Consider the following 19948-nt stretch of genomic DNA (forward strand, 5'->3'; position numbering starts at 1 on the left):
TGCGCGGCAAGGTCGCGATCGATGTGGCGGGCGAAACTGTCGCGCTTCCCCCTCGCATCTCGTAGCGGAACGCTCCAGGCACTCAGGCGATGATCGCGGTGGTCAGCTCCGCCCGGAGAAGGTGGCGCGGTACTCCGAGGGGGACACATCCAGGAGCCGGCGGAAATGCAGCCGGAGGTTCGATCCGGTTCCCAGGCCGACCTGGTCCGCGATGCGGTCGACCGACAGCCTCGTGCTCTCCAGGAGTTCGCGGGCGGTGTCGACCCGCGCCCGGAGGATCCACTGCAGCGGGGTGCTGCCGGTCTCTTCGGTGAAGCGGCGCAGGAACGTGCGGGGCGACATCCGCGCGTGTGCGGCGAGTCCGGCGATCGTGAGCCGCTGGTCGAGCCGAATTATGGCCCATTCAGCACAGGTCGAGACCGGCGGCGGCCCCCGCCGAGGTGAGGATGGATCCCTCGTCGACGAAGGGCCGCTGGCGTGGGCTCGGCGACCTTGCACCGGCATTTCCCGTCCCGCTGGGCCCTGCTGGAGGCGGTCTTTCACGAGCGGGTCGAAGCGCTGTGCGCCCGCGCTGGAGAACTGTTGGCCGCGCCGGACTCCCATCGGGCACTGACGACCTGGTTGTGCGAGCTGGCGGCGTACTGCACGACGACCCGCGGCCTGGTCACCTCGCTGCTCAAGGCACCGCAGGAGAGCGAGTCCTGCCCCGCGATGCTCGTGGCGGCAGGCGAACCGCTTCGGTGCCGGGCCGCCGAGGAGGGATTCGTACGCTCGGACGTCGCGATGGTCGACCTGGTGACTCTCGTCAAAGCGATCGCACTGGCTGCGGAGTCGGCCAGTGAGCCCGAGGCGGAGCGGCTGGTTCGTCTCGCCCTGGAGGGAATCAACCCGCCTCGACGGTGACTCTGAAGCTCAGAAGACCGTGCTGGCGTGTTGTCGGCCGGGTCAGGGCAGCCGCATCTCTTTGAGCTGCCTGCGGGAGGTGATGCCGAGTTTGCCGAAGATATTGCGTAGATGGGCTTCGATGGTGCGGGGGCTGAGGAACAGTTGTGCGCTGACCTCCCGGGAGGTCGCCCCGGTGGCTACCAGCCGGGCGATGTGGAGTTCGTGGGCGGTGCGGGCGCGGCTTGGGCGGCCTCGGCCGCTTCCTGCAGCCATCGCCCACGGCCGAGGCGGCCGGCGTGGAAGGATGCCTGCAACGCCTGCAGGTAGGTCTCGCGGGCCAGTGCCGGGTCCAGCGGGGCACGGCGGGCTCAGGAGTCAGCTCGGCGGCCCGCTGGAGGAACGCGGCTGCGGCGGCCAACCCGCCGCGTCCGCGGGCCCGGTTGGCGGAACGCTCAAGGTCTGCGGCGGCGTCCTCGTCGGTGCCCTGGGCCGATTGTGCGCGGTGCCAGGCGCGCCGGTCTGGGTCGGTCTGCGGGTCGGTGGCGGCGGCCAGGGCGCCGTGGGCGCGGCGCCGGTCGGGCGGTGTGGCGGCCCGGTACACCGCCGGGCGCGCCAGCGGATGGCGGAACCTCACCCGGGTGTCGATCGCCAGCAGGCCGACTGCCTCGGCTGGCTCGACCGCTTCGCGGGGGATGCCCAGCTGGGTGGCTGCGCGCCACAGCAACTCCACGTCGCCGGTCGGCTCGGCCGCGGCGACCACCAGCAGCAGCTGCGTGTCGGCGGGCAGGCTGCCGGAGCGGCGCCGGAATTCGTCCTCGATGCGGCTCGGGACGTTCAGCACATCGGGCACCTGGAACCCGCCGGCCAGCTGCACTGATGGCGTGCCCCGTGGCAGTTCCAGCAGCGCCAGTGGGTTGCCGCGTGCTTCGGCGATGATCCGGTCGCGTACTCCCGGGTCGAGCGGTGCGCGGACGGCGCCGGTCAGCAACTGCCGCGCGTCGGTCTCGCCGAGCCCGTCGAGGCGCAGTTCAGGCAATCCGGAGAACGGGTGAACATCGCTCTCGTTGGCGTCGCGCAGCGCGAACACCAGCGCCATCCGCTCGGCTGCCACCCGACGCGCCACGAACGCCAGCAGCTGCGCGGAAGCTTCGTCCAGCCACTGCGCATCGTCGACGAGGCACAACAGCGTCCTGTCCTCGGCTACCTCGGCCAGCAGGTTGAGGGTGGCCGGCCCGACCAGGAACCGGTCCGGCGCCGCCCCGCCACGTGAACCGAACGCCACGCGCAGGGCAGCCTGCTGCGGCTCGGGCAGCGGATCCGCGTGGTCCAGCAGCGGCCCTCACAACTGGTGCAGGCCGGCGAAAGCGAACTGCCTTTCAGGCTCCACCCCGACTGAGTACTCCACCCGGAACCCCGACGCGGCCGCGACGTCACGGGTGTACTCCAGGATCGCGGTCTTCCCGATGCCCGCTTCCCCACGCAGCCCTACTGCCCCACTGCGTCCGGCCTGTGCCTGGGCGAGCAGGTGTTCGATGGCGACGCGCTCTGCGCGCCGGCCCGGGAGGTCGGTCAGTTTCGCTCCCGCCCAAGGCTGGGATGAGGCCCGACAGGACCGGAGTAGGTAGTTGTCACCGATGGGAATCGCAATTTTTCCTGATCTCGGCCGCCACGGCAAGGCCGTGATCTCCACGCGAAGCGATTGATGAAACGGATACCGCAGGTCGAGACAAGCCCCGAGCCCGCGGCTGTCATCGCTGGTCAACCGCGTACAGGCCGCCCAAACCGGCTTACTCCACCGACAGCGACCAGCTCGCTTGCGACGCAGTGCGCTGAGGTTGGGAGCTAAGGGGCTTGTACCGACGCGAAGGTGCGGCCAATGACGGAAGTCTTGTGCCGAGACGGAAGGATCCGCGATGCTCGTCAGCCCATTCATCGAAGTCGCCCAACTGAACGCTACCGACGGCGAGTTCCACCCCGTCGAGGAGCTCTCGTCTCAGGTCGCGCGCCGGCAGCTCCACGCACTCCTCGCCACCAACGGGGCGGGCAAGACCTCGACTCTCGAGATCGTCGAGGGCCGCCGGACGGCGTCGGCGGGCACGGTGCGCGTCTTCGGCAAGAGCCCTACGGATCGGCGCGCGCTGCGTCTCAGGATGGGGATGAGGCTGCAGGAGAGTGGGTTTGCAGCCGACCTCACCGTTGCGGGAGTGTCAGGAAACGGCCGTCAACAGTCGAGGGCAGGGGTATGAAGTTGCGTCGAAGCGTGGCCGTCACCGTCGTCACCGGGATCGCCGCGTCCCTGGCGGCGGCACCGGCGCAGGCCGGTGGTCCGGCGACGCGGGTGGAGTGGGGCGTGTGCCCCGAGGAGGTCGCGGTTGTCTCGCCGACGTTGCAGTGCGCGACGGTGCCGGTGCCGTTGAACTACCGCGATCCCGACGGTGTCAAGATCGACATTGTGGTGTCGCGCATCGCCAGTGCGAAGCCGGCCGAGCGTCGTGGCATCCTCCTGCTCAATCCGGGAGGTCCGGGCGCCTCGGGGCTGACGATGCCGGCGGACCTGGTCGGGTTGGGCCTGCCGAGCAGCGTGTCGGAGCGCTACGACCTGATCGGCATGGACCCTCGTGGGGTCGGGCGTTCGGCGCCGGTGAGCTGCGGCTTCACCGGCGAGCTGGACTATTTCAGCAACGTTCCGCCGTACGCGGTCGACGACGCGGCGGTTATCGAGCGGGCGAGGACCGCGAAGGCGGCTGCCGAATGGTGTGCGGCCAACGACACCGAGGGTCGGCTGCGGCATATCACGACCGCGAACACGGTCCGTGACCTGGACGCGATCCGTGCCGCGCTCGGCGAGGAGAAGGCCAGCTACTTCGGTGCGTCGTACGGGTCGGCCCTGGGTGCCGCGTACGCGTCGATGTTCCCGGACACCACCGACCGAGTCGTGATCGACAGCAACCTCGGCGACACTCACCTCGACTATGCCGCGATGCGCCGGTTCGGCCTGGGTGTGGAACAGACGTTCCCGGACTTCGCCGCGTGGGCGGCGGCCAGGCACGGCGCCTACGGCCTGGGCCGTACCCCGGCGCAGGTGCGCCGGACCTACTTCCGGCTCGCCGAGCGGCTGGACGAGGCTCCGGTGGGCTTCATCACCGGGGCGGTCTTCCGGTTCACCACCTTCGCGGCGCTCTACGGGAAGGTCAACTATCCGGCACTGGCACAATACTGGCAGTCGCTGCCCCGCGCCGACGATGCGGCGGTAACCGGGTCGGGCGACCGTGCCGCGACGCCGCCGGAGTTGTTGCCCTGGGATAACTTCCTGTCGGCGTACCTCGCCGTGACCTGCAACGACGTCAACTGGCCCGAGGACGTCAGCACCTACCGACGCGCGGTCGCCGAGGACCGCAAGAGATACCCGATGTTCGGCGCGGCCAGCGCGAGCATCACCCCCTGTGCGTACTGGGCGCACGAGCCGTCTGAGCCGCCGGTGCGGATCAACGACAAGGGGCCGCGCAATGTGCTGATCGTGCAGAACCTGCGCGACCCGGGCACGCCGCACCGAGGCGGCGAGCTGCTTCGGGAGAAGTTCGCCAAGCGCTCCCGGCTGGTCAGCGTCGACGGCAGCGGGCACGGCGTCTACGTGTACGGCGACAACGCGTGCGCGCTGAATGTGACCACGGCGTACCTGGTTGACGGCACGATGCCGAGGGACACCTTCTGCGGCCCCGCGCCCCGGAGGCTCGACGCCGGCGCCGCCCAGCGGCGCGCCGACACCCTCGACCGGCTGCGCCGCCGGACCACCGCCCCATTCGGCGGAAACGCGATCAAGGAGTCCGCCCTGCCGGCAACCTTGGGGAAGATGCCGCCTCATGCCCATGCCCTGGCAGCGAGTTCGGGGAAGCCGCTGTCTCGGGTCGCGCGAGTTTCCTCCGGTGGCTGCGGTCATCCCGGCGACGGCCGGGAAACCTCCGGCGGGGTTGTCGTGGGTGGCGTGCCCCCCGGAGGTACCCGGCTGTGACCGCCGATGAGAGCGTGGAAGCGGTGTCTACGTGCTCGGCGGCCGATCCGGAGATGATGATCCCGAACCCCGACCCCGGCGACGGTGTCCGGCTCGCGGTCATCGATGTTATTGATCACTTGCTACCAGGAAGGACATCATGACCGCGACGACGATCGAGAAGCCCGACTTCACCGGGCTGCGCGCGCTGTACATCAACTGCACCCTCAACCGTTCCCCCGCCCGGAGCCACACCCAAGGAGTGGTCGATCGGAGTGTGGCGATCATGGAGGCGAACGGGGTCAGCGTGGACCAGATTCGCGCCGTCGACCACGACATCGCCACCGGCGTGCGACCGGACATGACCGAGTACGGGTGGGACACCGACGAATGGCCCGCGTTGCTGACCCGGGTGCTGGCAGCCGACATCCTGGTCATCGCCGGTCCGATCTGGCTCGGCGACAACAGTTCGGTGACCCGTCGGGTGATCGAGCGGCTCTACGGCTACTCCGGTGTACTCAACGAGCAGGGCCAGTACGCCTACTACGGGCGGGTCGGTGGCTGCCTGCTCACCGGCAACGAGGACGGCCTGAAGCACTGCGCGATGAATATCCTCTACAGCCTGCAGCACATCGGCTTCACCGTCCCGCCGCAGGCCGACGCGGGCTGGCTCGGTGAGGTCGGTCCCGGTCCGTCCTACCTCGACGAGGGTTCTGGCGGGCCGGAGAACGACTTCACCAACCGCAATACCGCGTTCATGACCTACAACCTGCTCCACCTCGCGGCGATGATCCGTCGTGCCGGCGGATTCCCGGCCTACGGCAACCAGCGCACTGCCTGGGACGCAGGAGTTCAGCCGGGCGCCGCCAACCCCGAGTACCGCTGACCCGACGACCGTCACCCTCTCGTGACAGCGCCAAGGATGTGAGTAGCGATGACGATCCCGGCAACGATGAGCTGGCCGAGCCTGCGGGTCTCGGACTGGACCGCCACCCGCGACACCCTGCACATGTGGACCCAGATCGTGGGCAAGATCCGCATGGCGCACGCCCCGTTGGTCAATCACTGGTGGCAGGTGACCCTGTACGTGAGCCCGCGCGGGTTGACGACGTCCGCCATCCCGTACGGCACGGGAGCCTTCGAGATCGAGTTCGACTTCATCGGCCATCGGCTCGACGTTCGCACCAGCAACGGCGGCGCGCAGAGCCTCCCGCTCCGGCCGATGCCGGTCGCCGAGTTCTACTCGCGGGTCATGGCCATGCTCGACGGGCTCGGGATCGAGGCACCGATCCGGCCGCACCCCAACGAGGTCGACCCGGCGATCCCGTTCGCCGAGGACCACCACCACGCCTCCTACGACGGCGAGGCGGCCGCCCTGTTCTGGCGACAGCTGCTGCAGGCGAACCGGGTGATCGGCGAGTTCCGGTCGCACTTCGTGGGCAAGGTCAGTCCGGTGCACTTCTTCTGGGGCGCGATGGACCTCGCCTGCACCCGCTTCTCCGGCCGGTCGGCCCCGCCGCACCCTGGGGGCGTGCCCAACTGCGGGGACTGGGTCATGGTCGAGGGCTACTCCCGCGAGCTGTCCAGCTGCGGGTTCTGGCCCGGCGGCGGCGAGGAAGGCGCCTTCTACTCGTACGCCTACCCCGAACCCGACGGGTTCGCCGAGCAGCAGGTCAGCCCCGAAGGTGCGTACTTCAGCACCGAGTACCAGCAGTTCCTGCTGCCCTACGAGGCCGCCCGCGCCGCACCGGACCCCGACCGCGCGGTCGCCGAGTTCCTCCGCACCACCTACGAAGCCGCCGCGGACCTTGGGCACTGGGACCGCTCCGCGCTGGAGGACAACCCACGCCGGTGGCACCGCACCCCGGAGGTCTAGCTGAGCCGCAGCTCTCCCTCGAAGTCGATCCTGGCCAACTCGGCACGAGAGGTGATGCCCAGCCGGGGATAGACGTTGGCCAGGTGGTGGCCGATCGTACGAGGGCTGATCAACCCGTATCGGAGATGAAAGAGGCAAGGGGCGAGCAGGTGGTCCGCATAATGCACCCAGACCGGCTGAAGAGGGAAGGACATCATGATTGAGCAGATAATCGGCAGAAGCTACTGGTTCAACCTGGGTGAACTGAAGGTCCGGTTCACCTTCGATTCGCAGACACAGGGCAGCTTCGTCGTCGAGAGCGGCGGTGGGCTTGCGCCCGACGGTCACGCGGAGACCGTGAAGCTCGACCTGAGGAAGATCCGCGACGGCGTCTACTTGAATTCGTGGACGGAGGCCAGCGGTGCCACCGTCACCCACGTCGAGGACTTCGCCAACGCGACGCTGTATTCCAACGTGACTGTCGGCGGCACTCTCTACAACTTTGTCGGGACTATCGAGGAGGCATGACCATGGACGCGAACACGGCGACCGACCAGGCGCAACGCAACACCGAAATCGTACTGACCGCCATGCGAGAACTCTTCGCCGAGAAGGACGTCACGGCGCTCGACCGGTACTGGTCTGAGCCTTACGTCCAGCACAGTCCTCAGATGGCCAACGGTCTGGACACGCTGCGCGCCGTCGTGCCGGGTCTGGAGGGCTTCTCATGGGAGCCGAAGCGGATCGCCGCACAGGGGGACCTCGTGTTCACCCACAGCATCGTCCATGGCTGGGCACCGAACCCAGTCGTCATCGTTGACATCTTCCGGCTCGATAATGGCCGTATCGTCGAACACTGGGATGTTATTCAGGACCTCACCTCCCCCGAGGAGACCGTCACCGGTAACCCGATGATCTGACACCCCGTGCCGCAAGTTGTATGAGCCCGGCCGACGCTGTCAAAGCAGCCTAATGCGGCTGGTAGATCGAGCACCGACGCCTGGCTGCCCGGCCTTCCCGGGCTTCTGGCCGTGGTGTGCCCGGCCGGTCAGCGCAGCGGCAGTTCCTTGAGCTGCCTGCGGGAGGTGATGCCGAGCTTACGGAAGATGCTGCGCAGGTGGGCTTCGATCGTGCGCGGGCTCAGGAACAACTGTGCGCCGATCTCCCGGGAGGTTGCCCCGGTGGCGACCAATCGGGCGATGTGCAGCTCGTGGGTGGTGAGGGCGTGGACCGGCTGGGTGGTGCGTTTGCGCGGGTGCTCACCGGTGGCGCGCAGCTCGCGGGCGGCTCGCTCGGCGAACGCTTCTGCACCCATGTCCGACAGCAGTTGGTGGGCGGTGCGGAGGCTCTTGCGCGCGTCCTGGCGGCGGCCTTCGCGGCGCAGCCACTCGCCGTAGACGAGGTGAGCACGAGCCGTGTCGCCGGCCATCCGGGACTTATCGAGCCGTTCGATCGCCTCGCGGTAGTGCTTCTCGGCATCAGGCCCCGTGCTGGTCAGCGCTCGTGAGCGCGCGGCCAGGCCGAGCGCCCATGAGGTGCCGCACGCATCCGCGCGTGAGCTGAACTGCTCCAGCGCGAGCGCCGCTCGTGCCGGTTCGCCGGCACGGACGGAAGCCTCGATGAGCTCGGGCAGGCCCGTGCTGCTGATCGACAGTTCGGCGGACCTGCACGCTCTCTCCGCCGCTTCCTGCGCGACCGAATAGTTGCCCAACCCGTTGTGAAGTACTGCCACCGCGTACTGGGCCAAGGCGACATCCGTACCCCCGTCGGGGTAGATGTCCTCCTGGGCAATGATGGCGTTTAGCGCGGTGGTCTCGGCCTGGTCACCACGCCAGGCGTGCAGAATGACGTGAGCATGGCGCAACGGCACGCCCCCGGTCGCCTGTGTGATCACTGTGGCCTCGGCGGCCAGCTCGCTTGCGTGGGCGAGATCGCCCAGCAGGACCGACGTGATGGACAGGAAGTTCAGTGCGGCGGGGAGCGCGGCCAGCGCGCCGACTTCACGAGCGAGCTGGACGTTGCGGCTGGCCAGCACGTAGAGCAGTTCGTCGTCGAGGACCGCCACGGCGTTGCGGCCGGCCAGCCACAGCCAACGGTCGCTCTGGCTGGATTGCCCAGATTCCACGTGCGGGCCGTCGCGGAACGCTGCCAGCGCGAGCCGCAGCCCGGGCACTCCTGCCGAATATCCCCTTGTCAGGGTCGTCGCCAGCCCATCGAGGAGCAGGTCTACCGGTCGCGGCGGCACCTCGGGTGCGGGGGCGGCCAGGGCCGCCTCGGCGATGCGCACCGCGTCGCCCCCACCGTTGATGATGGCCGCATCCAGCGCATGTAGGTAGGTTTCGCGGGACAGCGCGGCGTCCAACGGGGCGAGTGCCTTGGCGGCATCCATCAGCATGCCCGGCACCTCGGTGCCACGGGTCAGGTGGAACGCGATCTGGGCTCGCAGCAAGTCGAGCCGCGCACGCTGCAGGGGAACCAGCGACCCGATTGGTGCCGCCATGAGCAGTTCCAGCGCGCCTTCGGATGCACCGGCTTCGTGCGTGACGTGCGCGGCTTTCAGTGCCCGGCCCGCACGGACGGCGGGCTCAGGAGTCAGCTCGGTGGCCCGCTGCAGGAACGCGGCTGCGGCGGCCAGCCCGCCGCGGGCCCGCGCCCGGTCGGCTGATTGTTCAAGTTCGGCAGCAGCGTCCTCGTCGGTGCCCAAGACCGATTGTGCGCGGTGCCAGGCGCGCCGGTCCGGGTCGGTCTGCGGGTCGGTGGCGGCGGCCAGCGCGCCGTGGACGAGGCGGTGGTCGGGTGGCGTGGCGGCCCGGTAGACCGCCGAGCGCGCCAACGGATGACAGAACCGCACTCGAAGTTCGATCTTGAGTAGTCCGGTGGCTTCTGCGGGTGCGGCCGCCTCGCGGGCGATGCCCAGCTGCGCGGCGGCGCGCCACAGCAGCGCCACGTCGCCGGTTGGCTCGGCGGCGGCGACCAGCAGTAGCAGCTGGGTGTCGGGGGGCAGGCTGCCGGAGCGGCGCCGGAATTCGTCCTCGACGCGGTGCGGGACGCTGAGGGTGTCGGGCAGCTCGAACCCGCCGGCCAGCTGTGTCGGCGGCGCGCTGCGGGGGAGCTCCAGCAGCGCCAGCGGGTTGCCGCGTGCCTCGGCGACGATCCGGTCACGGACCTCGTCGTCCAGCGGGGTGCGGACCGCGGTCGCCAGCAGCGCTTCGGCATCGGTGCCGCCGAGCCCGTCCAGGCGCATTTCCGGCAGTCCGGCGAACACGTCGACGGGGCCATCGCCAGTGTCACGTAGCGCGAAGAGTAGGGCGATCCGTTCGGCCGCGACCCGGCGTGCCACGAACGCCAGGACTTGCGCGGAGACCTGGTCCAGCCATTGGGCGTCGTCGACGAGGCACAGCAGCGGCTGTTCCTCGGCGATCTCGGCCAGCAGGTTGAGGGTGGCCAGCCCGACCAGGAACCGGTCCGGCGCAGGTCCGGCGCGTAAGCCGAACGCTACGCCGAGGGCAGCCTGCTGTGGTTCGGGTAGCGCAGTCGTGTGGTCAAGCAGTGGCGCGCACAGCTGATGCAGACCGGCGAATGCGAACTGGGTCTCGGACTCCGCTCCGACCGAGTGCTCGACCCGGAACCCCAAGGGAGCCGCGGTCTCGCGGGCATGCTCCAGGATCGCGGTCTTTCCGATGCCCGCTTCCCCGCGCACCACGAATGCCCCGCTGCGTCCGGTCTGTGCCTGGGCGAGTAGGTGTTCGACGGCGACGCGCTCTGCGCGCCGGCCCAGAAGGTTCGCCAGTTCGTTCTCACCTGAGTCTGTCGGCACCGCAGAAGGACTTATAGCTTAGGTAATTATCGCCGTTGCGAACCACAGCCGCCAGAGCCGGTTCTCAAAGGAACTTATAACTTAGGCAATTATCGCCGATGCGAACTGCATTCGCGTGGCGCAGGCGCGTAGGCGCGCCGGTGGTCGATCGCTGATCCGGCTTGTGTCGGGCGGCGATGGTCCAGATCGCGGCACCGTGGCGACCGGCGAAGGACTAAAGGGGCTTCCGCCGACGCCAAGGCGCCGTCACTGCTGCGAGCCTGACAACACGACAACGACCGGCAACGAGGGGTGCCGAGGTGATCGGCGTGGGGTGGCCCCAGCGTGGACCCGCGGCCAAGTGATGGGACGCGTCAGGCAACCACGCCTCAGCTAGTCGAACGATCAGGCTACACAACAGTATGGACGTGTTGTCGAACCGACCAACTGGACTGTACGCTGTGGCGACAGCCCACCCGACCTCCTGATCAGGAACTTTCATGAATGACGCAGCCCCCAAGGCGACCGCCAGGAGCTGGATCGGTCTTGCCGTACTGGTCCTGCCCCTGCTGTTGATCACGATCGATGGCACCGTCCTGATCCTGGGTCTGCCCGCGATCTCCGCTGAGTTGAGCCCCACAGGTGTCGAGCAACTATGGATGATCGACATCTATTCACTCGTGCTCGCCGGTCTGCTCGTGGCGATGAGCACCGTGGGCGATCGCTTCGGTCGGCGCCGCAACCTGCTCATCGGCGCGGTCGTCTTCGCGACCGCGTCCGTGGCCGGCGCGCTGGCGACATCGCCGTGGATGCTGATCGGCGCCCGTGTGCTTCTGGGCGTGGGCGGTGCGATCATGATGCCCTCGACGCTGTCACTGGTGCGCAACATGTTCCTCGACCGTCAGCAGCGCCGCTACGCGATGGCCGCGTGGGCGGCGATGGCTTCGGTCGGCGCGGCGGTCGGGCCGATTGTCGGCGGCTGGGTCATTGAGACATTCAGCTGGCAGGTCGCGTTCTTGATGAACATCCCCGTCATGCTGCTGCTGCTCATCCTTGGCCCGTTGCTGCTGCCAGAGAGTCGTAACCCCGAGCTGCACAAGATTGACATCCTCAGTGTCGTGCTCTCTTTCGTGGGCATGATCGGCGTGGTCTACGCCATCAAGACCCTCACCGGCGGCAAGGAAATCGCTCTCGGGATCGCTGCTCTCGTCGTCGGCTTGACCGCAATCACCCTGTTCGTCCACCGGCAACTGATGCTTCCCGCTCCGCTCCTCGATGTCAGGCTGTTCAAGGTGCGCTACTTCCGAGGCGCCGTCATCGCGGATCTGCTGTCGATCTTCGCGATGGTCGGCGCGCTGGTAGCACTCATCCAGTACCTCCAGCTTGTACTCAGCCTCAACCCGATCCAGGCGTCCATCTGGCTCATTCCCCAGGCGATCTTCGCCGCTACCGCCGCATTCGTCGCGGCAGTGGTGGTCAAGCGCCTCCTCCCCGCCTACGTCATCACCGCCGGACTCCTGATCGCCGCTATTGGCTTCGGGCTGACCAACTTCCTGTCGCCAACATCGAGCCCCGCCTTGATCGCAGCGTCTCTCGCCCTGGTCTCGCTGGGCGCGGGCATGGGACTTGCCTTGAGCAACGACATCATCATGAGCTCCGTCAAGCCTGAGCGTGCAGGACAGGCCGCCGCGACCTCGGAGACCGCGTACGAGATCGGCACGACATTGGGGACAGCCGTACTGGGCGGGATACTCGTCGCCTGGTACACCAGGGTGGTCACCGCCGGAACCGATGCGCTCGATCTACCCAGGTCGATTGCCGAACGGGCGTCCTCGACGATGGCAGAGGCACTGCTGGTAGCGGCCGAGGTCGGTGGCGATGACGGGGCGTCCATCCTCGAGATCGCCGAGTTCGCCTTCACCGAAGCGATCATCGTCACCGGCATAGCCGGCGCCGGGATCATGGTCCTCACAGCGATCTGGGCCCTTGTCACGCTCCGAGGTGCGGCTGCGAACAAGGATCTCGCCGCAGAACACGAGCACGAACTCGTACCTTGATTCGGAGCTCCCCGCCACCATGGGGCCGTACGCTCGTGCCGTACTGTAGAACGCTCGGTCAGTAATGACGTCGATGTGCGGCGGGTGGTCTGGTGTGGCTGAGGGGCGACGGACGCGGAACACTGAGCGCACGCGGCGGGCCGTGCTCGATGCGGCCACTCAGGTGATCCTGGCGAAAGGTGCCGCTGTCACGCTGGATCAGGTTGCCTCGGTCGCCGGTGTGTCGAAGAGCGGCTTGATTCACCACTTCGGTAGTCGGGACCAGCTTGTGATCGCCGTGGTGCAAGACGTTCAGGAACATTTCAGGCAGACGGTCCTCAGCCACCTCGACCTGTCAGAGAACCACCCCGGCAAGATGCTCCGTGCCTACGTTCGCGCACTCTGCGCGGGACGTTCGGATGCCGGAGCTGCGCACGACTTCACGTCAGCGGCGATCTGGGGTGGTCTGCACGCGATTCCCGGCGTTGCGGCGGTCACGGAAGAACACAGTGCGTGGTGGAGCGAGCAGTTCGCCGTCGATGGGTTGAGCCTCGAGCGCATCCAGATCGTGCGCCGAGCCGCCGAGGGCGTCGTCGTTGCCGCCGTATACGGGGAAGAGAACGACGCGAGCATCGCCACCGCTCGTCGCCTGCTGCTTGAGCTCGCCACTGACGGCACCTTTCACACGCCCATCTGACGCGCTGGCGACCCGCCGAACCTCAGAACACCCCGCTGCGTCCGGCCTCTGCCGGGGCGAGCAGGTGCTCGACGGCGAGAGTCTGTCGGTGTCGGAGTAGGCAGATGTGCCGACGCGGATCGTCTCTATTCCTGATACCCCTCCGCAATGCCCCGTTCTCCATGTGAACGGACTGATGATCCGGATGCCCGCGGGTCGAGACCGGCTTCGAGCAGGCGGCAGCGCGCTGACTGTGACAGCTAAGGGGCTCATACCGACGCGAAGGTGCCGGCGGTGGCGGGAGCCTGGTGTCAAGACGAAAGGAACACTCAATGACTGCACTGGGCCAGGCGCTCGAGTCCGATCAGCTGCGGTCCGACCGGCTTCGGCGGCGGCGATGGCCCTGGATCGCCTCCTGCGTCGTGCTGGTGGTCGTGGTCGTGGTCGGTGTCGGTGCTGCGGTCTTCCAGTTTGGCCTGCCATGGTGGATGGGGGAGGGAGACCGCAATCACAAGTACGAAAGCGACGTCGGCTCTCAGCGTTACCAGGTCCACCTACCGCCACAGTACGACGGCACCACCCGGTTGCCGGTGATCATGGCGATTCACGGGTGCGGGATGTCCGGGTACGGCTGGAACTCGATGAAGTTCACGACGCAGTTCGACGACCTGGCCGACCGCGAGGGCTTCATCGTTGTCTATCCGACGCAGCGCATGTTCCGCAGCGCGATCAACTGCTGGAACTCGGCTGATCCGCGGGAACAGCACCGTTACGACGGAGAACCCGCGCTGCTCGCAGGCGTGGCTCGGCAGGTGGTCGAGGAGTACAACGCGGATCCGGACCACGTGCACGTCGCCGGCGCGTCGTCCGGTGCGGGGGCCGCCGTCATCCTCGCGGCGACCTACCCCGACGTCTTCGCGACCGCGACGTCGGTCGCCGGTGGCGAGTATGGGCTGAACCAGGTGGACCCGAACGACCCCGGCGCCACACCGCCGGACTACACCGCACGTCAGGCGTGGTCCCAGATGGGCGACCGGGCGCGGCAGGTGCCGCTGCTCGTCATCCAGGGCGAGGAGGATGACGTCGTCCCACCAATCGTCGCCACTCGCCTCGTCGAGCACTGGACCGCGGTGAGTGACCTCATTGACGATGGTCTGCCCAACGAGAGTTTGGACCTGGTCGAAGAGACGACGACGGTGCCTGCGGAACCGGGCAGGAATGCGTACACGCACACCACCATCATCACGCCGGACGGCACGTCTGTCGTCGAGTCGTACCTCGTCCACGAGATGGGGCACGTCTGGCCGGGCCCTGCCGGCGACGGCCTCTTCACCGATCGCGCCGGCCCGGACGCCAGCGCCATCGTCTGGGACTTCGCCCGACGCCACCCGAGAGGATCACCGGCGTAAGTCCCATGACCTGCCAACCGCCGTCGCGTCGGCTGCGGAAGCGGCGCGGAGCGCTGACGTGATCTTCGGCCTTGTGATGGCGGTGTGAAGTACGCGCGCGAGCACGCCGTGATGCGGCCGGCCTGTGGCGATCTGGAGCGTGCGGGCCGGTCGCGGCAGGTTTGGCCTCGGCTGCAGCGCACGTTTCTGAGTAAGGTCGTTGGCCCGCACTTCGAGACGATCTGCCGCGACTGGGCTCGCGGGGAAGCCGAGCCGGACGTTCTTGGTGGTTTTCCGACCGGGGTCGCGGCCGGGGTTGTCAACGACTCCGCCGCGCGTACTCAGCACGAGGTGGACGTGGCGGTCTTCGGCCGCGACGAGCAGGGCCGCGAGGAACTCCTCGCGATCGGCGAGGCCAAGTGGCACGATACGGTCGGGACCGGCCACCTGCGACGCTTGGCGCATGTCCGTACCCTGTTGCGTGTCCGGGACGGTGTCCGGGCCGACCGATGCCGGCTGCTGCTGTTCAGCGGCGGCGGCTTCGCCGACGACCTTCGGTCCGCGGCGGCCACGGACCTCGGCGTCCAGCTCGTCGACTTGGATCGTTTGTACGCGGCGGACTGACCCTGAGCGGCGGCCCGCACTGAGCACCCAGGTAAGACCGCCGGCACGACTCCTGAACTCGGCTGACTTATGCTGGTCGCGACCTGGACAAACGTGCGTGAGCATGCCGCTGGGCCACCGGGCTACTGGGGGTCAAGGGGTCGCAGGTTCAAATCCTGTCGTCCCGACCAGGTTTTAGCTGGTCGGCAAGTGTGTCACCCGAAAGGGAGGCGCCCTTTCTTGGTTCTGGGTGTGCCTATGGCTCCTCACGTGAAGATCCGGTCCATCGCCTCCGCCCCGCCGAGGAGCATCGGGCGGATCTGCTTCCGGTAGACCGCCTCCGTCACGGCGGTTCCACTGTGGTCGACGAGGCGCGCGATGTTCTCCAGGGGACGCCGGAGTCGGACAGCAGCGAGACGAGGCTGTGCCGCATTCCCAAGGTGTCCAGAAGATCTTGTCTATGGCCTGGATGCCCGTGGTGAGGGCGGGCCTGATAAGGGCGGCCCGGGCCGGGTGATGCGCACCCTGGCCACCGACATCGTCACGGGGCGGCGGATCGAGGCCAGCCGCATGAAGGCAGCTGACTGGTGATCCCTCCCGCTAGCCGGAGGCGTAGCGGCGCATCGACTCCAGGCCGGAGACGCCGTAGACCTCCTCGACCGCGTTCGCGAGCAGGTGGCAGGTGCGGAAGCGGTCGAGCGGGGTCAGGCCGAGCCTCGTCAGGTGCAGGTAGGTGTAGTTGAGCACCACCCGGTAACGCAGGAAGTCGGGGCGGGCGAACATGTCGCGGCGGTAGCCGGGGGTGCCGAACATCAGGGTGTGCAGTTCGCCCCTCGTCTCGGCCGGGGTGTCGTCCATGGTCGGCAGCAGGTGCACCACGCGGTCGGCCCTCGCGCGGTAGGTCTCCACGAGCGCCGCCCACTCCCGGACGAACGGGCTGTCCCCGTCCGCGTCGATGGTGTCCACGACCTGCCTGACCCGTTGGGTGAGCAGGGCGCGGCGGGAGCCGTACACCTCGTCGAAGGAGCGCCGGGCGGCCTCGGGGTCCTTGGACCACGTGAGGTAGCCCTCGGCGTGCACCCGGAACGACAGGTAGCTGCGCTCGATCGGATGGGAGGTGTGCGCGACCGTCAGGAGCAGGGCCATGGCCAGGTCCGACTTGGTGTCGCGGCCGTCGCGGCAGTGGTCGAGCATCGCGAACAGGAGCGGGGTGCTGTCGCTGTAGAACGCGGTGAGCAGGTCGACGCCCTCGTCGCCGCCCAGGACGTGGCGGCGGTCGTCGAACGGGAACTCGACGATCGAGTTGTCGGCGGGCCACGGGGTGAGCGGGCCGTGTTCCTGCTCGCGCGCGGCCATGAGGCGGTGCCGCGCCAGGCTCTCGGCCTGGTCCACCACGTACGTCGACGGGTGGTCGCGCAACCATCCGCCGACGACCGCGTCGACGCGGGGGCGCACCACCTCCTCCCACGTCCGCCGGTCGGTCTTCACGTTGATGCGCAGGTGGGGGCCCTGCCGCCAGTGGCGCACCACGTACGCCGCCTCGACGTGGTCGCGGATGTCGGCCAGCAGGGGCCGGACGGCGTCGAGGAGCAGGGGGTCCTTGTCCGGCTCGTGGTAGAAGACGTGGACGCTGTGCCACATGACGGTCACCTCCGCAGCGCGGCCAGCGCGCGGGCCGCGAGAGTCGAGATGTGCGATTCCGGGCCGGGGCGCAGGCCGATCCGGTTGTGGAACAGGTGGGCGCAGCGCAGCAGCACGCGGGCCCGTTGTGCGTCGTCGCCGATGACGGCCAGGTGGGCGTGGGCTGAGCCCGCGTCGCCGGTCGTCGCCGGGAGGCTCGCGGCCAGGTCGTTGATCGAGGCGGCCCAGGTGCCGAGCAGGCCGGGGCCGTCCTTCAGGTGCCAGAGATGTTCGGTCTGGGTGACCAGCGCGGCCGGGAGGTCGCCGGGGTCGTGCGGGGGCAGGCGGCGGGCCGCTTCGGCGAGGTCGGGCTGGCAGGCGGCCATCGTCAGCGTGAGCACGGCGAGGCCGACGGCGGTCCTGCGTTCCATCGCGGGCGCGCCGTGGAGGACGTCGAGCGCGAGGGAGCTGGAGATGCCGAAATGTCGTTCGACGGCGGGCATGTTTCCGTAGACGCGCTTTTCCGGCTCATATGGGATGAATGCCACGCTGCCGGCCGGGTGGAGGACCGGGTCGTAACTCTCGCGGCGTTCCCCTTTCGCGAGCACGGCCGCCAGCCGCCGGTAGGCCGGGGCATCGACGCCGGGCGACGGGTGGTCGGCGAACCACCGGGCGGCCCGGGCACTGATCTCGTCGCGGGGCACCCCTTTCAGGCGCAGCCGCACGTGGGGGCCCGACTCCCAGTAGCGCAGGTAGAAGCAGGCCGTCGCCGACCGGGCCAGCGGGGTGACGACGTCGCGGATCAGGTCGTCGAGGTCGCCGGTGTGGAACAGGTGGGCGCTCTGCCAGGGGGTCACGGGGCGCTCACCTGGATGACGTACTCGGTGACGCGCGGGCCGCCGGGGTAGACGGGGGCGTCCTCGGGGGTGGGCAGGGTCTCCTCGACGACCATCAGGGCGTCGGGGTTCCCGGCCGCGTGGCGCAGGCCGGCGAGCAGGAAGGGGTCGGTGACGTCGACGTACATGGGCTTGCGGTGTTTGCCGAGCAGGCCCGCGAGCAGGCCGTCGCGCAGGTCCAGGACCCGGGCGAAGAAACGCCGCGGCATGCCGTGGTCGCGCAACCACGACGCCAGCTCGGGCGGGCCGCCCGAGGGGAAGTCGGCGGCGCGCAGCCGCCAGCACTCGCGGGCCAGCGTGACCACGCCCAGGTCGAGGCGGGGCAGGTGGTCGATCCGGCCGCGCGGCGGCACCGGGCCGGGGCGCAACACCCAGCCGGGCACCATCGCGACCGACGGTTCGCCGAAGACCCTGACCAGGAACTGCAACCACGGCGGCAACCAGTGCTGGGCGGTCATGCCCAGGTGCATCGGGCGCACCTTCCCGCCGTCGGCCCACAACGCCAGCCGGGAACCGTCGAGCCGCACCGTCAACGCCGAGGGGTGCAGACCTCCACCCGTGGTGTACGGGTAGTCGATCGTCACATCGGCCGTGGTGGTGCGGAGGTTCAGGCCGCTGCCGAGGGCGCCCGCGACCTCGGCGATCCTGATGTCGCGTTGCGGGGCCCGCAGCGCCGACGCGTCCGGGGCGTGGCCGATCCGGCGCAGCTGGTGGTGGAGACGGGACAGCCCCTTCCCGTAACCGGCGGTGACGGTGTTGACGACCAGGCGGCCCTCCGGGAGCGCCTGGGCGTAGACGCAGATCGAACCTGGGGCGCGGAACCGGTCGTCGTCGGGGAGCTCGCCGGTCCGCAGGAAACGTTCGCGCAGGTCCGCGTGACCGGGACCGGCCGCGAAGGGATCGCGGACCAGGTCGCGCAGCGGGCCCGGGGCACTGTGAACGGCGCGGTAGAAGCTCATGACGGGGACGGCGGCGCCGGGGCCGTACCGGCGCAGGAAGAAGTCGGCGGCGGCCAGTTTCACCGGGAGATCGCCGTCGAACAGGGCCAGCCCCTTCCGCAGCCGGTTCAGGTCGTCGAGCGCCGGGCGCCACGCCTCCCGGCCGCACCGGCCCGCGTCGCCGGGGATGACGGCGTTGTGCCAGAACAGGTTTCGTTCCGGGATCTCCCTCGGGGCGAGCAGGTCACGGATCACCTTCGCGTCCTCCTCGACGCCCAGCTTGGCCAGCGGGTCGTCGTCGTGTTCGCCGTACGGCGGCACGAGCTCCACCAGCCCGATGTCGGCCAGCGCCCTGGCCGGTTCCGCGAGCGCCGCTTTCACCGGCTCGGTCGCGGGCACGCTGAGCAGCGGTTCCGTCGCGGTCGGGCCGAGGAACCAGATGCGGCCGTCCTCCTCGAACGCGGTCGGGTTCACCCGCGTCTCCGCGGCCTCCGCGTGCCGCGACAACGTCACCCAGAGCGGGCGCAACACGGCGCGGTCGAGGTCGACGACCTCCCGCCACGTCAGGTCGGCGGGCGGGGCGGCCATGGGGCCGTCGTCGGTCCAGGTGCCGAAACCGCTCCACGCGAACGTCGCGTAAGGGCTGGTCTTCATGGTGGCGCGGGCCAGGTAGCGGGCCAGTTTGACCGCCTCCTGGCGCGACGGGGACGTGCGCGCGGCCAGGATCGGGCTGCCGAGCTGGAGCCCCCGGCGGAAGGTCGCGTCCTCGGCCAGCACGCGCAGGAGCTCGGCCTTCTCCCGCCGTTCGGCCTCGTAGACGGCGGGCAGGCCGGCCGCCAGCGTGTCGTGGTGGTCCTTGAGGGCGATCCAGGCGAGGACCCGTACCCGCAGCTCCTCGGGGAGGGCGGCGAGCACCTGCGGCGCGGTCGCCCGCCGGTCCGGGCGGCGGCCCCGGAAGAGGTCGCGGCGCAGCGCCACCAGGACCGGCTTGAACACGCCCGCGCCGATCACCTCGTGCAGGGGGCCGGACATCGCCCGGCCCTCGTCCGCCAGCGTGCGGGCGACCTCGAGCAGCTCGTCGACGAGCCTCCACGTGCGCTCGCACCGCAACTGCCGCAACCCGTCGGCGGGCAGCCCGGCCACCCGGATGGCGAAGATGGGCGCCACGACGTAATCTCGGTCGGCGGGCTGAGCTGTTCGCGACAAGGACACTCCTTCATCCCGTGACCGAGGGCGCCCGTGCCGTGGGCGCCCTCGGCGTTTGGCG

Annotated in this window: 20 protein-coding genes; 12 read left to right on the forward strand and 8 right to left on the reverse strand. The window is 69.1% G+C overall.

Annotated features, from left to right (window positions below):
• Positions 1-102: 102 nt before the first annotated feature.
• Positions 103-504 carry a helix-turn-helix domain-containing protein gene (locus ACTOQ2_RS36100; RefSeq protein ID WP_440105313.1) on the reverse strand — a complete coding sequence of 134 codons (402 nt, stop codon included), beginning with the start codon at positions 502-504 and terminating at the stop codon, positions 103-105.
• Here ACTOQ2_RS36100 and ACTOQ2_RS36105 point away from each other — a divergent pair.
• Positions 478-903: a TetR/AcrR family transcriptional regulator gene (locus ACTOQ2_RS36105; RefSeq protein ID WP_440105315.1), complete on the forward strand. Its 426-nt coding sequence runs from the start codon at positions 478-480 to the stop codon at positions 901-903. The two genes, ACTOQ2_RS36100 and ACTOQ2_RS36105, sit on opposite strands and share 27 nt — an antisense overlap.
• Here the strand turns inward: ACTOQ2_RS36105 and ACTOQ2_RS36110 are convergent.
• Entirely contained in the window at positions 884-2167 is a 1284-nt protein-coding gene (locus ACTOQ2_RS36110) for a hypothetical protein (protein ID WP_440105317.1), read from the reverse strand. The genes ACTOQ2_RS36105 and ACTOQ2_RS36110 overlap by 20 nt on opposite strands.
• A 57-nt stretch (positions 2168-2224) precedes the next feature.
• Entirely contained in the window at positions 2225-2647 is a 423-nt protein-coding gene (locus ACTOQ2_RS36115; RefSeq protein ID WP_440105319.1) for an AAA family ATPase, read from the reverse strand.
• Positions 2648-2798: 151 nt separating this feature from the next.
• On the opposite strand from ACTOQ2_RS36115, the gene ACTOQ2_RS36120 reads away from it, so the two are divergent.
• Genes ACTOQ2_RS36120 through ACTOQ2_RS36140 form a run of 5 tightly spaced genes read left to right on the forward strand, consistent with a single transcriptional unit; the run spans position 2799 to position 6749 of the window.
• Positions 2799-3131 (forward strand): ATP-binding cassette domain-containing protein, encoded by a 333-nt coding sequence (locus ACTOQ2_RS36120; protein ID WP_440105321.1) that lies wholly within the window; start codon positions 2799-2801, stop codon positions 3129-3131.
• On the forward strand, positions 3128-4894 hold the full coding sequence (locus ACTOQ2_RS36125) for an alpha/beta hydrolase (protein WP_440105323.1): 1767 nt from the start codon (positions 3128-3130) through the stop codon (positions 4892-4894). Before ACTOQ2_RS36120 ends, ACTOQ2_RS36125 begins: the two co-directional genes overlap by 4 nt.
• Positions 4891-5037: a hypothetical protein gene (locus tag ACTOQ2_RS36130; protein WP_440105325.1), complete on the forward strand. Its 147-nt coding sequence runs from the start codon at positions 4891-4893 to the stop codon at positions 5035-5037. The genes ACTOQ2_RS36125 and ACTOQ2_RS36130 overlap by 4 nt, the downstream gene beginning before the upstream one ends.
• Positions 5034-5759, forward strand: coding sequence for a flavodoxin family protein (locus ACTOQ2_RS36135; RefSeq protein ID WP_440105326.1), 726 nt, complete (start codon positions 5034-5036; stop codon positions 5757-5759). The genes ACTOQ2_RS36130 and ACTOQ2_RS36135 overlap by 4 nt, the downstream gene beginning before the upstream one ends.
• A gap of 48 nt (positions 5760-5807) precedes the next feature.
• Positions 5808-6749, forward strand: coding sequence for a DUF5996 family protein (locus ACTOQ2_RS36140; RefSeq protein WP_440105328.1), 942 nt, complete (start codon positions 5808-5810; stop codon positions 6747-6749).
• Here ACTOQ2_RS36140 and ACTOQ2_RS36145 read toward each other — a convergent pair.
• Positions 6746-6862, reverse strand: a complete 117-nt coding sequence (locus tag ACTOQ2_RS36145; protein WP_440105330.1) for a LuxR C-terminal-related transcriptional regulator — start codon at positions 6860-6862, stop codon at positions 6746-6748. The genes ACTOQ2_RS36140 and ACTOQ2_RS36145 overlap by 4 nt on opposite strands.
• An 82-nt stretch (positions 6863-6944) precedes the next feature.
• Between ACTOQ2_RS36145 and ACTOQ2_RS36150 the strand changes: the two genes are divergently transcribed.
• Together ACTOQ2_RS36150 and ACTOQ2_RS36155 are read left to right on the forward strand one after the other, a co-directional pair.
• On the forward strand, positions 6945-7256 hold the full coding sequence (locus ACTOQ2_RS36150; RefSeq protein ID WP_440105331.1) for a MoaF-related domain-containing protein: 312 nt from the start codon (positions 6945-6947) through the stop codon (positions 7254-7256).
• Positions 7257-7258: 2 nt separating this feature from the next.
• Positions 7259-7648 (forward strand): nuclear transport factor 2 family protein, encoded by a 390-nt coding sequence (locus tag ACTOQ2_RS36155; RefSeq protein ID WP_440105333.1) that lies wholly within the window; start codon positions 7259-7261, stop codon positions 7646-7648.
• 128 nt (positions 7649-7776) lie between these two features.
• On the opposite strand, the gene ACTOQ2_RS36160 is transcribed toward ACTOQ2_RS36155, so the two are convergent.
• Positions 7777-10545: an AAA family ATPase gene (locus ACTOQ2_RS36160; protein WP_440105335.1), complete on the reverse strand. Its 2769-nt coding sequence runs from the start codon at positions 10543-10545 to the stop codon at positions 7777-7779.
• A 479-nt stretch (positions 10546-11024) separates the two neighbouring features.
• On the opposite strand from ACTOQ2_RS36160, the gene ACTOQ2_RS36165 reads away from it, so the two are divergent.
• From ACTOQ2_RS36165 to ACTOQ2_RS36180, 4 genes are all read left to right on the forward strand, one after another.
• On the forward strand, positions 11025-12581 hold the full coding sequence (locus ACTOQ2_RS36165) for an MFS transporter (RefSeq protein WP_440105337.1): 1557 nt from the start codon (positions 11025-11027) through the stop codon (positions 12579-12581).
• A gap of 142 nt (positions 12582-12723) precedes the next feature.
• The gene (locus ACTOQ2_RS36170) at positions 12724-13257 is read left to right on the forward strand and encodes a TetR/AcrR family transcriptional regulator (protein WP_440105339.1); all 534 of its coding nucleotides are present in this window, start codon (positions 12724-12726) and stop codon (positions 13255-13257) included.
• Between the two features lie 311 nt (positions 13258-13568).
• Positions 13569-14645, forward strand: a complete 1077-nt coding sequence (locus ACTOQ2_RS36175; protein ID WP_440105341.1) for an extracellular catalytic domain type 1 short-chain-length polyhydroxyalkanoate depolymerase — start codon at positions 13569-13571, stop codon at positions 14643-14645.
• An 84-nt stretch (positions 14646-14729) separates the two neighbouring features.
• Entirely contained in the window at positions 14730-15248 is a 519-nt protein-coding gene (locus ACTOQ2_RS36180) for a hypothetical protein (RefSeq protein WP_440105343.1), read from the forward strand.
• Between the two features lie 579 nt (positions 15249-15827).
• On the opposite strand, the gene ACTOQ2_RS36185 is transcribed toward ACTOQ2_RS36180, so the two are convergent.
• Genes ACTOQ2_RS36185 through ACTOQ2_RS36195 form a run of 3 tightly spaced genes read right to left on the reverse strand, consistent with a single transcriptional unit; the run spans position 15828 to position 19887 of the window.
• On the reverse strand, positions 15828-16868 hold the full coding sequence (locus ACTOQ2_RS36185; RefSeq protein WP_440105345.1) for a thiopeptide maturation pyridine synthase: 1041 nt from the start codon (positions 16866-16868) through the stop codon (positions 15828-15830).
• Between the two features lie 5 nt (positions 16869-16873).
• Positions 16874-17704, reverse strand: a complete 831-nt coding sequence (locus tag ACTOQ2_RS36190; protein WP_440105347.1) for a lantibiotic dehydratase C-terminal domain-containing protein — start codon at positions 17702-17704, stop codon at positions 16874-16876.
• Positions 17701-19887: a hypothetical protein gene (locus ACTOQ2_RS36195; protein ID WP_440105349.1), complete on the reverse strand. Its 2187-nt coding sequence runs from the start codon at positions 19885-19887 to the stop codon at positions 17701-17703. The genes ACTOQ2_RS36190 and ACTOQ2_RS36195 overlap by 4 nt, the downstream gene beginning before the upstream one ends.
• Positions 19888-19948 lie beyond the last annotated feature (61 nt).

It is taken from the genome of Streptosporangium sp. H16, from assembly GCF_051918855.1.
Classification (GTDB): Bacteria; Actinomycetota; Actinomycetes; order Streptosporangiales; family Streptosporangiaceae; genus Streptosporangium.